The sequence below is a fragment of the Variovorax sp. 38R genome (genome assembly GCF_014843395.1).
GTDB lineage: Bacteria > Pseudomonadota > Gammaproteobacteria > Burkholderiales > Burkholderiaceae_C > Variovorax > Variovorax paradoxus_H.
Window position 1 is genome coordinate 1,269,685 of sequence record NZ_CP062121.1, and the last position, 14,098, is coordinate 1,283,782.

The 14,098-nt window shown below is 66.4% G+C and carries 13 protein-coding genes; 10 read left to right on the forward strand and 3 right to left on the reverse strand.

The genetic code is table 11. The features are described from left to right. The first annotated feature begins 178 nt into the window (after positions 1-178). From IG196_RS05655 to IG196_RS05700, 10 genes are all read left to right on the forward strand, one after another. Positions 179-3,430: a glycosyl hydrolase family 95 catalytic domain-containing protein gene (locus IG196_RS05655; protein ID WP_192195357.1), complete on the forward strand. Its 3,252-nt coding sequence runs from the start codon at positions 179-181 to the stop codon at positions 3,428-3,430. Positions 3,431-3,509: 79 nt separating this feature from the next. Next, positions 3,510-4,568, forward strand: coding sequence for a porin (locus tag IG196_RS05660; protein ID WP_192195358.1), 1,059 nt, complete (start codon positions 3,510-3,512; stop codon positions 4,566-4,568). 35 nt (positions 4,569-4,603) lie between these two features. Next, positions 4,604-5,365: an SDR family oxidoreductase gene (locus IG196_RS05665; RefSeq protein ID WP_192195359.1), complete on the forward strand. Its 762-nt coding sequence runs from the start codon at positions 4,604-4,606 to the stop codon at positions 5,363-5,365. A 23-nt stretch (positions 5,366-5,388) separates the two neighbouring features. Then, positions 5,389-6,264: an amidohydrolase family protein gene (locus IG196_RS05670; RefSeq protein ID WP_192195360.1), complete on the forward strand. Its 876-nt coding sequence runs from the start codon at positions 5,389-5,391 to the stop codon at positions 6,262-6,264. Between the two features lie 10 nt (positions 6,265-6,274). Continuing rightward, complete coding sequence (locus IG196_RS05675; RefSeq protein ID WP_192195361.1) at positions 6,275-7,786, forward strand: sugar ABC transporter ATP-binding protein; 1,512 nt, start codon at positions 6,275-6,277, stop codon at positions 7,784-7,786. A 17-nt stretch (positions 7,787-7,803) separates the two neighbouring features. Continuing rightward, entirely contained in the window at positions 7,804-8,829 is a 1,026-nt protein-coding gene (locus IG196_RS05680) for an ABC transporter permease (RefSeq protein ID WP_192195362.1), read from the forward strand. A 42-nt stretch (positions 8,830-8,871) separates the two neighbouring features. Then, a complete protein-coding gene (locus IG196_RS05685) occupies positions 8,872-9,825 on the forward strand; it encodes an ABC transporter substrate-binding protein (protein WP_192195363.1) in 954 nt (317 codons plus the stop codon). Positions 9,826-9,851: 26 nt separating this feature from the next. Next, positions 9,852-11,132 (forward strand): L-fuconate dehydratase, encoded by a 1,281-nt coding sequence (locus tag IG196_RS05690; protein ID WP_192195364.1) that lies wholly within the window; start codon positions 9,852-9,854, stop codon positions 11,130-11,132. Positions 11,133-11,166: 34 nt separating this feature from the next. After that, complete coding sequence (locus tag IG196_RS05695) at positions 11,167-11,943, forward strand: SDR family oxidoreductase (protein WP_101493224.1); 777 nt, start codon at positions 11,167-11,169, stop codon at positions 11,941-11,943. Between the two features lie 14 nt (positions 11,944-11,957). Next, positions 11,958-12,287 (forward strand): L-rhamnose mutarotase, encoded by a 330-nt coding sequence (locus tag IG196_RS05700; protein WP_192195365.1) that lies wholly within the window; start codon positions 11,958-11,960, stop codon positions 12,285-12,287. An 18-nt stretch (positions 12,288-12,305) separates the two neighbouring features. On the opposite strand, the gene IG196_RS05705 is transcribed toward IG196_RS05700, so the two are convergent. From IG196_RS05705 to IG196_RS05715, 3 genes are all read right to left on the reverse strand, one after another. Beyond that, positions 12,306-12,611 carry a hypothetical protein gene (locus IG196_RS05705; RefSeq protein WP_192195366.1) on the reverse strand — a complete coding sequence of 102 codons (306 nt, stop codon included), beginning with the start codon at positions 12,609-12,611 and terminating at the stop codon, positions 12,306-12,308. After that, positions 12,608-13,216 (reverse strand): hypothetical protein, encoded by a 609-nt coding sequence (locus IG196_RS05710; protein WP_192195367.1) that lies wholly within the window; start codon positions 13,214-13,216, stop codon positions 12,608-12,610. The genes IG196_RS05705 and IG196_RS05710 overlap by 4 nt, the downstream gene beginning before the upstream one ends. Before the next feature lie 148 nt (positions 13,217-13,364). Next, positions 13,365-14,021, reverse strand: coding sequence for an O-methyltransferase (locus IG196_RS05715; protein ID WP_192195368.1), 657 nt, complete (start codon positions 14,019-14,021; stop codon positions 13,365-13,367). Between the last annotated feature and the right edge of the window lie 77 nt (positions 14,022-14,098).

Genomic DNA, 14,098 nt, shown 5'->3' on the forward strand with positions numbered 1-14,098 from the left:
CCAGCGGCATTCCAGAGGGAAGCGTGGCCTATGAAAACAAAGGCTGTCATAGGGTTTGTTCTGGTAAGGCCAATTCCAAGTGCTGCTCAAATTGGCCCGACCAGATGGTTTTAAGCGAATTGGCTTGACCAGATGGCACCTGCCTGCATCGAGGTCCTGCCATCCAGAAAGGGTACACATGCGCTTGAAATCCACCGGGGAGACCGTGTCCATCGCCGGCGAGGCATCGCCCGCGATCGACATCCGCCGCCGCACGCTGTTCGGCGCGCTGGGCGCCTTCGCCACCTTGCCCCTGCTGTCCGCCTGCGGTGGCGCCAGCGACGGTACGGGCTCGGCGTTTCCCTCGGTGGCCGGCGCGCAGCCGCCCGCACCGGCGCCTGCCGCCGCCAAGACCGCGGTGCCCGACGTGGCCACCAGCGGTGGCCGGCGCATGTGGTACGCGGCCCCCGCGTCGACCTGGCTGGAAGCCCTGCCGCTGGGCAACGGGCGGCTCGGCGCCATGCTCTATGCGGGCGTGTCGTCCGACCGCCTCCAGTTCAACGAGAACAGCCTGTGGACCGGCGGCAACAACTTCGACAGCGGCAATTACGACCTGTCCGACCAGGCCTTTGGCACCTACAAGAAGTTCGGCGAGCTGCTGGTCGAATTCGACAGCGGCAACCGCGTGAGCAGCCCCACCGGCCATCTGGGCAGCAGCGGGGAAGAGGTCGAAAAATCGGTCGACGGCACCTCGGCCACCAAGTGGTGCGTGACGCCGGTCAGCAGCCGCATCGAGTGGCAGGCGACGCTGGCGGCGCCGGCCGTGGTGTCGCGCTACACGATCACGAGCGCCAACGACGTGCCCGCGCGCGATCCGCGCCAGTGGACGCTCTCGGGCTCCAACGACGGCACGACCTGGGTGCTGCTCGACACCGTGAGCCTGCCCGGTTCCTTCGAGTCGCGCCTGCAGACCAAGAGCTTCAGCTTTGCCAACAGCGCGTCGTACAGCCGCTACCGGCTGGCGTTCACGCACGACACGGCCACGCCGCATTTCCAGCTCTCGGAAATTGCGCTCGACGGCGTGGTCTTCGCCAGTCCGTCGGTGCAGCCCTGCCTGTCGTCGCCGAGCGGCCATGGCGGCGAAGACAACGTGTCGGCCAACGAAGACATCTCGCGCTCCGTCGACGGCCGGGTCGACACCAAGTGGTGCGTCGAGACGCGCGATGCCGAGGTCGTCTGGCTGCTGGACAACCGCACGCCGGTGGTCGTCAACGCCTGCGCGCTCACGAGCGCCGGCGACGTGCCGGCGCGCGATCCGCAGAGCTGGCAACTGCAGGGCTCCGCCGACGGTATCGGCTGGACCACGCTCGACACGCGCAACCTCGGCGGGCCCTTCGCGCAGCGCAACCAGGTGCGCGACTTCTCGTTCAGCAACGGCACGGCCTTCCGCTACTTCCGCTTCGTGTTTGCGCGCGACGTGGCCGTGTCGCACTTCCAGGTGGCCAACATCGTGCTGCGCGGGCCGGGCTACACCAGCGACGGCCTCGACGTGCTCGCCAACTACGAGCGCAGCCTCGACCTGCGCCGCGGCGTGCACGGCGTCGGCTTCCGGCGCCAGGGCCAGCGCCAGGCGCGCCTGGCCTTCGCGTCGCGCATCGACGACGTGGTGGTGTGCTTCTACGAGGCCACGCAGGCGGGCGGCCTCTCGGGGCGCATCGCGCTCACGAGCGGGCAGTCGGCGGGCAGCATCACCGCGCCCACGGGCAGTTCGCTGGAACTCACATCAACGCTGGGCAACGGGCTGCGCAGCGGCGCGGTGCTGCGCGCTATCCCTACCGGCGGCACGCTGTCGAGCGTCGGCAACGAACTGCGCTTCGCCAACTGCAACGGCCTGCTGCTGGTGCTCGATGCGGGCACCGACTACGCGCCGTCGTACGACGCCGGCTGGCGCACCGGCAGTGACCCGATGCCCGCCATCCGCCAGCGCGTGGCCGCCGCCGCGGCCCGCAGCCTGGAGACGCTGGTGGCCCGGCACGCGGACGATTTCGCGGCGCGCATGGTGCGCGTTCAGGCGACCTGGGGCGCCGAGGCCGCGTCGTCGCTGCGCGCGCTGCCGATCAACCTGCGGCTGAAGTCGTTCAAGACCGCCATGGCCGATGCGGGGCTCGAGCAGGTCATGTTCGACTACAGCCGCTACCTGCTCGCCAGTTCGTCGCGTCCGGGCGGCCTGCCGGCCAACCTGCAGGGGCTGTGGAACGACAGCAACGACCCCGCGTGGGCCAGCGACTATCACAACAACATCAACGTCCAGATGAACTACTGGGGCGCCGAGACCACCGATCTCGGCGACTCGCACCAGGCGCTGGTGGCCTACGTGCAGGCACAGGCGGCGCCGCTGCGCATCGCGACGCGCGCCGCGTTCGGCGCCAGCACGCCGGGGTGGACCGCCCGCACCAGCCAGAACATTTTCGGCAGCTCCGCATGGGACTGGAACGTCGTCTCCAGCGCCTGGTATGCGCAGCACCTGTGGGAGCACTTCGCGTTCACGCAAGACGTGCCTTACCTGCGCGACGTGGCCTACCCGCTCATCAAGGAGGTCGTGCAGTTCTGGATGGCCCGCCTCAAGCGCCGGACCGACGGCCTGTACGTGTCGCCCAACGGCTGGTCGCCGGAGCACGGACCGGTCGAAGACGGCGTGATGTACGACCAGCAGATCATCTGGGACCTGTTCCAGAACTACCGCGACGCCGCGGCCCGGCTCGGGCAGGACACCGCCTATGCGGCCGACGTGCAGGCCCGGCAGGCCGCGCTCGCGCCCAACAAGATCGGCAGCTGGGGCCAGCTGCAGGAGTGGCAGACCGACAGGGACGACGCGGGCGACCGGCACCGCCACACCTCGCACCTGTTCGCCGTGTACCCGGGCCGCCAGATCACGCGCACCGCCACGCCAGCCTTTGCCGATGCCGCGCTGGTCTCGCTCAAGGCGCGCTGCAACGAAAGCACGGCGCACGCCTTCGTCGCCTCCGACGTGGTGGGCGACAGCCGCCGCTCGTGGACCTGGCCCTGGCGCTGCGCGCTGTTCGGCCGCCTGGGCGACGGCGCCCGCGCCGGCGAAATGCTCAAGGGCCTGCTCGCGTTCAACACGCTCGACAACCTGTTCTGCGACCACCCGCCGTTCCAGCTCGATGGCAACTTCGGCATCTCGGGCGCCATCGCGGAGCTGCTGCTGCACAGCCACGAGGGAAAGATCGTGCTGCTGCCGGCGCTGCCCGTGCACTGGCGCGCCAGCGGCTCCTTCAGCGGGCTGCGCGCACGCGGCGGCTACCGCGTCGACTGCACCTGGGCCAACGGGCAGGTGAGCGCGTACGCCATCACGGCCGACCGCGCGCCGAACAAGAACCCGATCGTCGTGCGCGTGAACGGCGTCGACACCACCGTCGTGCCCACGTAGGCCGCCCCGTTTCCCCAGCCGCACGGCCCGGATCGGCCGCCCTTCGCATCGACAACAACACAAGAGACAAGGAAGAAAGATGAAGTACGGTTTCCAGGCTGCCACGGCCACCTTCTGCCTCTGCATTGCTGCAGCGGGCGCGCAGGCCCAGAGCAGCGTCACCCTCTACGGCCGGGCCGTGGCGGGCGCCGATTACCAGAACAACATCGCTAACCCCGACGGCAAGGGCCGCGGCCACTTGTGGCGCCATGCGGGCAACCAGTGGGGTACCAGCCTGCTGGGCGTGAAGGGCAGCGAAGACCTGGGCGGCGGCATGCGCGCGTTCTTCGTGCTCGAAGGCGGCTTCGACCTGCCCGCGGCCAAGCCCAACGGCGCAGACCTCTTGGTCAACCGGCGCTCGTACGTGGGCCTGGAAGACTACTGGGGCAAGCTCGTGCTCGGCAAGAATCTGTCGATCGCCAACGACGTCTGGTACCTCGACCCCACGGGCCAGCAGTTCATCGGCACCGCCACGCTGGTGCGCGGGCGCAGCTGGCAGGGCAACGACAACGGCATCGAGTACACGACGCCCAACTGGGGCGGCTTCAGCGCCACTGTGCAGACCGGCCTGGGCGAGCAGCTCGACGGTTTCACCAAGCTGCGCAAGGATGGCATCTCGCTGTCGTACACCGCGCCTTCGTTCGAGGTGCGCGCCATCTACGACGTGGCGCGCGACAAGAACGGCAAGTACACCGAGCTGTTCAACACGTCGAAGGAACTCACGCTCGGCGGCACCGCCACGCTCTTTGAAGACCTGAAGATGTTCGTCGGCTACCAGCGCCTGTCGGCACCCGACGCGCCGCTCAACGCACCGAGCAAGGCCAACCACTACTGGGTCGGCGCCAACTACAAGCTCACGCCCTGGCTCACGCTCATCGGCTCGATGTTCCGCGTCGAGCAGAACCGCAACGCCGGCAGCGCCAACCTGTACATGCTGGGCGCGAACTACGTGCTCTCGAAGCGCACGCTGCTTTACGCATCGGTGGGCAAGGTCTACAACAGCGCCAACGCCAACTTCTCGGTGGAAGCCACCAACAACAACCCGCCCATGGGCGGCAAGCAGTCGGGCACGTACTTCGGCATCAGCCATACGTTCTAAGCCTGGCCCGCCACGCGAACCATTGAACATTTCGAATGACTTCGACACGACTGCAGAACAAGACGATCCTCATCACCGCGGCGGCGCAGGGCATCGGCCTGGCCACCGCGCTGGCCTGCGCACGCGAAGGCGCGCAGGTGATCGCGACCGACATCAACGCCGCGCTGCTTGAGAAGCTCGGGCATGCATCGCCCGGCATCCGCACCGCGGTGCTCGACGTGCGCAGTGCGGACGCCATTGCCGCACTCGCTGCCGAGTTGCCGCCGCTCGACGGCCTCTTCAACTGCGCGGGCTACGTGCACCACGGCAGCGTGCTCGAATGCGACGAGGCCGCGTGGGACTTCAGCTTCGACCTCAACGTGAAGAGCATGTACCGCATGGTGCGTGCCTTCCTGCCGGGCATGCTCGACAAGGCGGCGCGTGAAGGCAGCGGCGCTTCGATCGTCAACATGGCGTCGATGGCGTCGTCGGTGAAGGGCTTCCCGAACCGCTTCGCATATGGCGCCTCCAAGGCCGCGGTGATCGGCATGACGAAGGCGCTGGCGGCCGACCACGTCAAGCAGGGGCTGCGCTGCAATGCGCTGTGCCCCGGCACCGTGGACACGCCTTCGCTGCGCGAACGCATTGCCGCCGCCCCCGATCCGGCGCAGGCCGAGCGCGACTTCATTGCGCGCCAGCCCATGGGCCGCCTCGCGGTGGCCGACGACATCGCGCCGCAGGTGGTCTACCTGCTCAGCGACGAGTCGCGCTTCGTCACGGGTCAGGTGGTGCTCGTCGATGGCGGCGTGACGATCTGACGCGACGGATGGTGCCTCCCCGCATGACCCCACGCATCGACTCGCATCAGCATTTCTGGCGGCCCGCGCGCGGCGACTACACGTGGCTGCGCGCCGACGTGCCCGCGCTGGCGCCGCTGGTGCGCGACTTTCTTCCTGAACACCTCGCACCGCTGCTGCAAGCGCATGGCGTGCAGCAGACCGTGCTCGTGCAGGCCGCCGACGCGGAAGCCGAAACCGACTTCATGCTCGAGCTGGCCACCGCGCACGACGTGATCGGTGGCGTGGTCGGCTGGGTCGACCTCGCCAGCCCCGACGCCGTGGCCTCGATCGAGCGCATGGCGCGGCATCCGAAGTTCAAGGGCGTGCGGCCGATGCTGCAAGACCTGCCCGACGACAACTGGATCGCCCGCATGCCGCGCCCCGATGCCCTCCAGGCGCTCGTGCGCCGGGGCCTGTGCTTCGATGCGCTGGTGATGCCCCGGCACCTGCCGTCGCTGCTGCGCTTTCTCCAAGACTGGCCGCAGCTTTCCGTGGTGATCGACCACGCCGCGAAGCCACCAGTGGGCGCGCACGACAGCGAGGCCTTCGCCACCTGGCGCCGACACATGACCATGCTTGCCGCATTGCCGCAGGTCTGCTGCAAGTTCTCCGGCCTCTGGGGCGAGGCGCCGCGGGCGGTGCACCACGACGTCGATGCCGCGGTGCAGGCCGTGCGCCCCGTGTGGGAGCACCTGCTCGAGAGCTTCGGCCCCGCGCGCCTCATGTGGGGCAGCGACTGGCCGGTGCTCACCCTGACCGGCGACTACGCGGGCTGGATCGCGGTCAGCGAGGCCTGCATCGGCAGCCTGTCGGCCGGCGAACAGGCCCACCTCTGGCGCGGCACCGCGCAACGCTTCTATGGCCTCCCGACGAACTGAACGCGCCCCCATGCAACCCATCGTCTCCCTCCGCGACCTGTGCAAATCCTTTGCCGGTGTGCGTGCCCTCGACAAGGCGCAGTTCGAGCTGCAGCCCGGCGAGGTGCATGCGCTCATGGGCGAGAACGGCGCGGGCAAGTCCACGCTCATGAAGGTGCTCGCCGGCGTCTACACCAAGGATTCGGGCGAGGTGCTGTTCGACGGCCAGTCCGTGGACATCGCGAGCCCCCGCGCCGCGCAGGCGCTGGGCATCGGGATCATTCACCAGGAACTCAACCTGATGAACCACCTGAGCGCCGCGCAGAACATCTTCATCGGCCGCGAGCCGCGCGGGCGCCTGGGCCTGTTCATCGACGAGGAGGCGATGCGCGTCGACACACAGCGCATCTTCGATCGCATGAACCTGCGGCTCGACCCGCACACGCCGGTCGGCGAACTCACGGTGGCCAAGCAACAGATGGTCGAGATCGCCAAGGCGCTCTCGTTCGACTCGCGCGTGCTCATCATGGACGAGCCCACCGCCGCGCTCAACAACGAGGAGGTGGCCGACCTGTTCCGCATCATCGGACAGCTGAAGTCGCAGGGCGTGGCCATCGTCTACATCTCGCACAAGATGGACGAGCTCAAGCGCATCGCAGACCGCGTGACCGTGATGCGCGACGGCCAGTACATCGCCACCGTGTCGATGGCCGACACGCCGATGGACTCGCTCATCGCCATGATGGTGGGCCGCCAGCTCACCGAGGTGGAGAACGATTTTCCCGACACCGCGGGCAACGCCATCGTGCTCGAAGCACGCGGCATCACGCGCGGCGCGATGGTGCGCAATGCCAGCTTCGTGCTGCGCAAGGGCGAGATCCTGGGCTTTGCCGGCCTCATGGGCGCGGGCCGCACCGAGCTGGCGCGCGCGGTGTTCGGTGCCGACCCCATCGATGCGGGCGAGGTCTTCGTGCACGGCAAGAAGGTGTCGATCCGGTCGCCCGAAGACGCCGTGCGACACGGCATCGGCTACCTCTCCGAAGACCGCAAGCACTTCGGCCTGGCCACCGGCATGGACGTGGAAACCAACATCGCGCTGCCGAGCATGAAGAAGTTCGTGTCGATGGGCGTGTTCATCGACCAGGCCGCCATCGAGGCGGCCGGCAAGCACTACGTGAAGCAGCTCAGCATCAAGACGCCCTCGGTGCGCCAGCAGGTGCGGCTGCTCTCGGGCGGCAACCAGCAGAAGATCGTGATCGCCAAGTGGCTGCTGCGCGACTGCAGCGTGCTCTTCTTCGACGAGCCCACGCGCGGCATCGACGTGGGCGCCAAGGCCGAGATCTATCGCCTGCTCAACGAGCTGGCCGCGCAGGGCAAGGCCATCGTGATCATCTCGTCGGAACTGCCCGAGATATTGCGCGTGAGCCACCGCGTGCTGGTGATGTGCGAAGGCCGCATCACCGGCGAACTGACGGGGCGCGAGGCCTCGCAGGAAAAGATCATGCAGCTCGCCACCCGGCGCGAAGCAGCTGCCACCGCATGACGATTGGAGACACCCCCTTGACCACCCCTACCGCTGCAACCGCCGCCACGCCTGGCTTCTCGCTGAAGGCACGGCTCTTTCGCCCCGCCACGCGGCAGAAACTGCTGGCTTTTGCCAGCCTCATCGCGCTGATGGTGTTCTTCAGTTTTGCCTCGCCGCAGTTCTTGCAGACCGACAACCTCGTGAGCATCCTGCAGTCGACCGCGGTGAACGGCGTGCTGGCGATTGCCTGCACCTTCGTCATCATCACCGCGGGCATCGACCTGTCGGTGGGCACGCTCATGACCTTCTGCGCCGTCATGGCTGGCGTGGTGCTCACCTACATGGGCATGCCGCTGGCGCTGGGCATTGCGGCGGCGATTCTCTTCGGCGCGCTGGCCGGGTTTGTGTCGGGCGTGCTGATCGCCAAGCTCAAGATTCCACCTTTCATCGCCACGCTCGGGATGATGATGCTGCTCAAGGGCCTGTCGCTCGTGATCTCGGGCACCAAGCCGATCTACTTCAACGACACGCCGAACTTCCCGGCCATTTCGCAAGACTCGCTGATCGGCTACTTCATTCCGTCGCTGCCGATTCCCAACGCGGTGCTGATCCTGTTCCTGGTGGCGGTGGCCGCGAGCATCTTGCTCAACAAGACCATTCTCGGGCGCTACACCTTCGCGCTCGGCAGCAACGAAGAGGCCGTGCGCCTGTCGGGCGTGAACACCGACTTCTGGAAGGTCGTGGTCTACACGGTGAGCGGCGGCATCTGCGGCATCGCAGGTTTGCTCATTGCCTCGCGCCTGAACTCCGCGCAGCCTGCGCTGGGGCAGGGCTATGAGCTCGATGCGATTGCGGCCGTGGTCATCGGCGGTACGTCGCTCAGCGGCGGCACCGGCACCATCGTCGGCACGATCATCGGCGCCTTCATCATGAGCGTGCTCATCAACGGGCTGCGCATTCTGTCGGTGGCGCAGGAGTGGCAGACGGTGATCACCGGCGTGATCATCATTCTTGCCGTGTACGCGGACATCCTGCGCCGCCGCAGTGCCGCCACGCACTGAGCGACTTCCCCTTTTTCTTTCCACACACAACAGGAGACTTGCATGATCCACAGAAGAACCCTCACGGCCACGTTCGGCGCGGCGCTCATCGGCCTGTCGGGCCTTGCGCAGGCGCAGCAGCCCACGGAAATCTACATTCCGCTCGTGTCCAAGGGCTTCCAGCACCAGTTCTGGCAGGCCGTGAAGTCGGGCGCCGACCAGGCCGCGAAAGACCTGAAGGTGAAGGTCAGCTTCGAGGGCCCCGAGTCGGAATCGATGGTCGACAAGCAGATCGACATGCTCTCGGCCGCGCTCGCCAAGAAGCCGCAGGCCATCGGCTTTGCCGCGCTCGACAGCCAGGCCGCCATTCCGCTGCTGAAGAAGGCGCAGGCCGCGAAGATTCCCGTGGTGGCTTTCGACTCGGGCGTGGACAGCGACATTCCCGTGACCACGACCACCACCGACAACAAGGCCGCTGCGGCGTTGGCCGCCGACAAGATGGCCGAGCTGATCGGCAAGGCCGGCGAGGTCGCGCTCGTGGTGCACGACCAGACCAGCCGCACCGGCGTGGACCGGCGCGATGGCTTCGTGAACCGCATCAAGTCGACCTACCCGAACATCAAGATCGTGAGCGTGCAGTACGGCGGCGGCGACCAGCTGAAGTCGACCGAGATCACCAAGTCGATCCTGCAGGCCTCGCCCAACATCAAGGGCATCTTCGGCGCCAACGAGGGCTCCGCCATCGGCGTGGTCAACGGCGTGAAGGAGATGAAGCGCAACGGCAAGGTCGTGATCATCGGCTACGACTCCGGCAAGCAGCAGAAGAACGCCATCGTCGACGGCAGCATGGCCGGCGCCATCACGCAGAACCCCGTGGGCATGGGCTACAAGACCGTGGAGATGGCGGTGAAGGCGATCAAGGGCGAGAAGCTGCCCAAGGTGGTCGACACCGGGTTCTTCTGGTACGACAAGACCAACATCACCGATCCCAAGATCGCCGCTGTGCTCTACGACTGATTCATCTCTTTGCGAAGACCCCGTTCATGACCATCGTTCGATCCATGCGCGTACTGGACGTGCGCTTTCCCACTTCGCAGCAGCTCGACGGCTCCGACGCGATGAACCCCGACCCGGACTACTCCGCGGCGTACGTCGTGCTGGAGACCGACCAGCCGGGGCTCGAAGGCCACGGCCTGACCTTCACCATCGGGCGCGGCAACGAGATCTGCTGCGCGGCCATCGAGGCGATGCGGCACCTGGTCGTCGGGCTCGACCTGCAGTGGGTGGCGCAGGACATGGGCCGCTTCTGGCGGCACATCACCTCCGACAGCCAGCTGCGCTGGATCGGCCCCGACAAGGGCGCCATTCACCTGGCGACCGGTGCGGTGGTCAATGCGATGTGGGACCTGTGGGCCAAGTCCGAAGGCAAGCCGGTGTGGCAACTCGTGGCGGACATGAGCCCGGAAGAGTTGGTGCGCTGCATCGACTTTCGCTACATCACCGACTGCATCACGCCCGAAGAAGCGCTGGTGTTGCTGCGCGATGCGGCTGTCGGCAAGGCCGAACGCATCGCCACGCTGAAGGCCGAGGGCTACCCCTGCTACACCACCTCGGCCGGCTGGCTTGGCTACTCCGACGAGAAGCTGCGCCGGCTTGCGCAAGAGGCGGTCGATGCGGGCTTCAACCACATCAAGCTCAAGGTGGGGCGCGACCTGCAGGACGACATCCGCCGCCTGACCGTGGCGCGCGAGGTGCTCGGGCCCGACCGCCACTTGATGATCGACGCCAATCAGGTCTGGGAGGTCGACCAGGCGATCGACTGGGTGAAGCAGCTCGCCTTTGCCAAGCCCTGGTTCATCGAAGAGCCGACCAGCCCCGACGACGTGGAGGGCCACCGCAAGATCCGCGAAGGCATTGCGCCGGTGGTGAAGGTGGCCACGGGCGAGATGTGCCAGAACCGCATCATGTTCAAGCAGTTCATCATGCGCGGCGCCATCGACGTGGTGCAGATCGATTCGTGCCGCCTCGGCGGCGTGAACGAAATTCTGGCGGTGATGCTGATGGCCGCGAAGTACAAGCTGCCCGTGTGCCCGCACGCCGGCGGGGTGGGGCTGTGCGAGTACGTGCAGCACCTGTCGATGATCGACTACCTGTGCATCTCGGGCACGCGCGAAGGGCGTGTGATCGAGTACGTCGACCACCTGCACGAACACTTCGTCGAACCCTGCGAGATCCGCGGCGCGGCCTACATGCCGCCGAAAGGCGCGGGCTTCTCCATCACCATGAAGCCGGCGTCGCTCGAACGCTATCGCTTCCGCGCATGAACAGAAACACCCCCAGCAAAGGCATCGGCCCCTCATGGACCTGCATCTGAAAGACAAGGTGGTCATCGTGACCGGCGGCGGCAGCGGCATCGGCGCGGCCATTTCACTCACCCTCGCACGCGAAGGCGCAGTGCCGGTGATCTTCGGCAAGAGCCCGCTCGACGCGCCGTTCGAGCACGAGCTGCGCGCGCTGCAGCCGCGTGCGCGCTTCATGCAGCTCGACCTCATGGAAGAGGCCGCGTGCGCGAAAGCCATCGATGCCACGGTGGCCGAGTTCGGCCGCATCGACGGGCTCGTCAACAACGCGGGCGTGAACGACAGCGTCGGGCTCGAAGCGGGCCGCGAGGCTTTCGTGACCTCGCTGGAGCGCAACCTCGTGCACTGCTACGTCATGGCGCATTTCTGCCTGCCGCACCTGAAGGCCAGCAAAGGCGCCATCGTCAACATCTCGTCGAAGACGGCGGTGACGGGGCAGGGCAACACCAGCGGCTACACCGCTGCCAAGGGCGCGCAGCTGTCGCTCACGCGCGAGTGGGCCGCGTCGCTGCTCGAAGACGGCGTGCGCGTCAACGCCGTGATCCCCGCCGAAGTGATGACACCGCTGTACCAGCGCTGGATCTCCGGCTTCGACGAACCCGACAAAAAGCTTGCGACCATCACCGACAAGATCCCCCTGGGCCGCCGGATGACCACCTCGCAGGAAATCGCCAACAGCGTCGTGTTCCTGTTGTCCGACCAGGCCTCGCACACGACCGGGCAGTGGGTGTTCGTCGACGGCGGCTACACCCACCTGGACCGGGCCTTGACCTGATCGGACGACGACCCATGCGCCACTGCCTTGCCCTCGACCTGAAAGACGACCCCGCACTGATCGCGGAATACGAGGCGTACCACCGCGACATCTGGCCCGAGGTGCGCGCGCACCTGCACGCGCACGGCGTGACGGGCATGGAGATCTACCGGCTCGGTACGCGGATGGTGATGCTGATGGAGACGGACGATGCGCGGTATGACGCGGAGGCGATGGCGGCGGCATCGCACAGCGACCCGAAGATTCGGGCGTGGGAGGAACTGATGTGGAAGTTCCAGGCGCCTACGCCTTGGACGCCGGAAGGGGAGAAGTGGGTGGGGATGGAGCGGATCTTCTGTTTGTAGATTCCGCGTCCATCGCACTCAGAGCCCGTGGATGGCGACCGTGGCCCAAAAGGCGGCCCACACGCCAATCAGGCCCAGCAGGGCCATGACGGTGAGGTATGCAATGAAGTACGTGATGCGCCTTGCGATGCTGCGGGTGGCTGGAACCTGCCGCCAGTAGATCAACCCGGCCCACAAGAGCAGGGCGCCGGCAACGAGTGCGACCATGGGCCCCGTCAATGTCAGGACCCGCCGTCGCTCAAGGCCGCCGAGCAGGACATTGAGGACCGGGATCGAAGCGGCCCACGACAGCACGCTCAGCACCAGCCGCGAGCCGGCACTCATCGGATGGCCTCGCCCTTGAAGAAGTGCCCAGGAATGGGGTTCTCCCATTCTGGTGTCTGGAATCCGGGGGCGGAGATCGAAGGCACGCAGCCCATCACGCTCTGCAGCAGACCCGCGACATACGAGCTGCTGTTGTATTCGCCGGGCCGCATCTGCGACCCACGGATGTTCTTCGGCGCCGAGTAGGGGGCGACGTAGCTCACAAATCTTTGCGAGCTGACGATGATCCGATGCGCGAATTCCTGTCGACTCATTCCTTGCGGTGGCTGCAATGGAATTCTGACTCTGATCCCGCTTGGAAGTGTGTTGTCCTGCCTGTTGGTCTTGATCAAGGCCATGTTGCGAATACCAGCTTCCATCATCGTCGGCTGGCCGTCGAGAAGTGTGATGCCGCTGTAGGCGTCGTCGATGATGATCGAGAAGTGCAGATCAGGCGGATCAGGCCAACTGACATACCCGACCCCACCTGCGGCGATCCGCCCATACAGCGTGACGGTTGGCTCCGAGTGCTGTGCCTGGGCGACCGAAGGATCGCTGATGTTTGACGGATGCCCGCGTGTTGCTTTTGCCGCGCCCGCTGCGCTGGCTGAGTTCTGTACTGTCATTTTTCTCTCCCTGTTGGACCGTTGTGGCCTCCTCAAAATCATAGGGAGAGCTGTCTCATGCACATGCGGCAGGTCGCGCGGGAATCAGCAATGACCGTGACGCAAGTGGCTTGCGAGCCGTTGCAATCGCAAACCGATCGTGAACGCTTCAACCCAGCCGTATCGACAACTCCACGTCATCGGCAAACGGCACCGACAGATACCCACTGTCCGCAGCGCGCACGCGCGCCAGGTACTCCGGGCTGTGGTCGGCGTTGTCCGCCACGATCAACGCGCCCGGCCGCAGGCGGCTTTCGACCAGCGCCAGCACGTCGGGGTAGAGCGCCTTGGCGCCATCGAGCAGCAGCAGGTCGATGGACTGCGGCAGGTCGGCCGACAGCGTCTTCAGCGCATCGCCTTCGCGGATCTCGACGAGGTCGGCCAAGCCGCCTTCGTTCAAGTGCTCGCGGGCCCTGGCGACTTTCGAGGGCTCGAACTCGCTGCTGATCAGGCGCCCGTCGCCGTTGTCGCGCAGCGCCGCGGCCATGTACAGCGTGGACAGGCCGAAGGAGGTGCCGAACTCGATGATGTGGCGCGCGTTGGTGCTGCGCGCCAGCTGGTACAGCAGTACGCCGGTGTTGCGCGACACGGGCAGCCACAGGTCCTTGAGTCGGCTGTAGAGGTCGAGGTATTCAGTCTTGCTGTGCATCAGCCGTTGGCGCTCTTCCGGGCTGATGCTGGCGACGGCGGGACTGGTGGCTGCGCTGGCCTCCTGGAACAGGCGGTCCAGCAAGGGCGCGAGGGGTGCAGTGGTCAAGGTTGTCACGGGGTTCTTTCGTGTGAAAAGCAGATGCGAAATACTATGAAGAACCCTTCATGTTTTCCATTCGCGTTCCGCAGCGC

Bases quoted from the DNA above. Each gene is read 5' to 3' on its own strand.
- IG196_RS05655 (WP_192195357.1), top strand. From the start codon at position 179: ATGCGCTTGAAATCCACCGGGGAGACCGTGTCCATCGCCGGCGAGGCA.
- IG196_RS05660 (WP_192195358.1), top strand. From the start codon at position 3,510: ATGAAGTACGGTTTCCAGGCTGCCACGGCCACCTTCTGCCTCTGCATT.
- IG196_RS05665 (WP_192195359.1), top strand. From the start codon at position 4,604: ATGACTTCGACACGACTGCAGAACAAGACGATCCTCATCACCGCGGCG.
- IG196_RS05670 (WP_192195360.1), top strand. From the start codon at position 5,389: ATGACCCCACGCATCGACTCGCATCAGCATTTCTGGCGGCCCGCGCGC.
- IG196_RS05675 (WP_192195361.1), top strand. From the start codon at position 6,275: ATGCAACCCATCGTCTCCCTCCGCGACCTGTGCAAATCCTTTGCCGGT.
- IG196_RS05685 (WP_192195363.1), top strand. From the start codon at position 8,872: ATGATCCACAGAAGAACCCTCACGGCCACGTTCGGCGCGGCGCTCATC.
- IG196_RS05690 (WP_192195364.1), top strand. From the start codon at position 9,852: ATGACCATCGTTCGATCCATGCGCGTACTGGACGTGCGCTTTCCCACT.
- IG196_RS05695 (WP_101493224.1), top strand. From the start codon at position 11,167: ATGGACCTGCATCTGAAAGACAAGGTGGTCATCGTGACCGGCGGCGGC.
- IG196_RS05700 (WP_192195365.1), top strand. From the start codon at position 11,958: ATGCGCCACTGCCTTGCCCTCGACCTGAAAGACGACCCCGCACTGATC.
- IG196_RS05705 (WP_192195366.1), bottom strand. From the start codon at position 12,611: ATGAGTGCCGGCTCGCGGCTGGTGCTGAGCGTGCTGTCGTGGGCCGCT.
- IG196_RS05710 (WP_192195367.1), bottom strand. From the start codon at position 13,216: ATGACAGTACAGAACTCAGCCAGCGCAGCGGGCGCGGCAAAAGCAACA.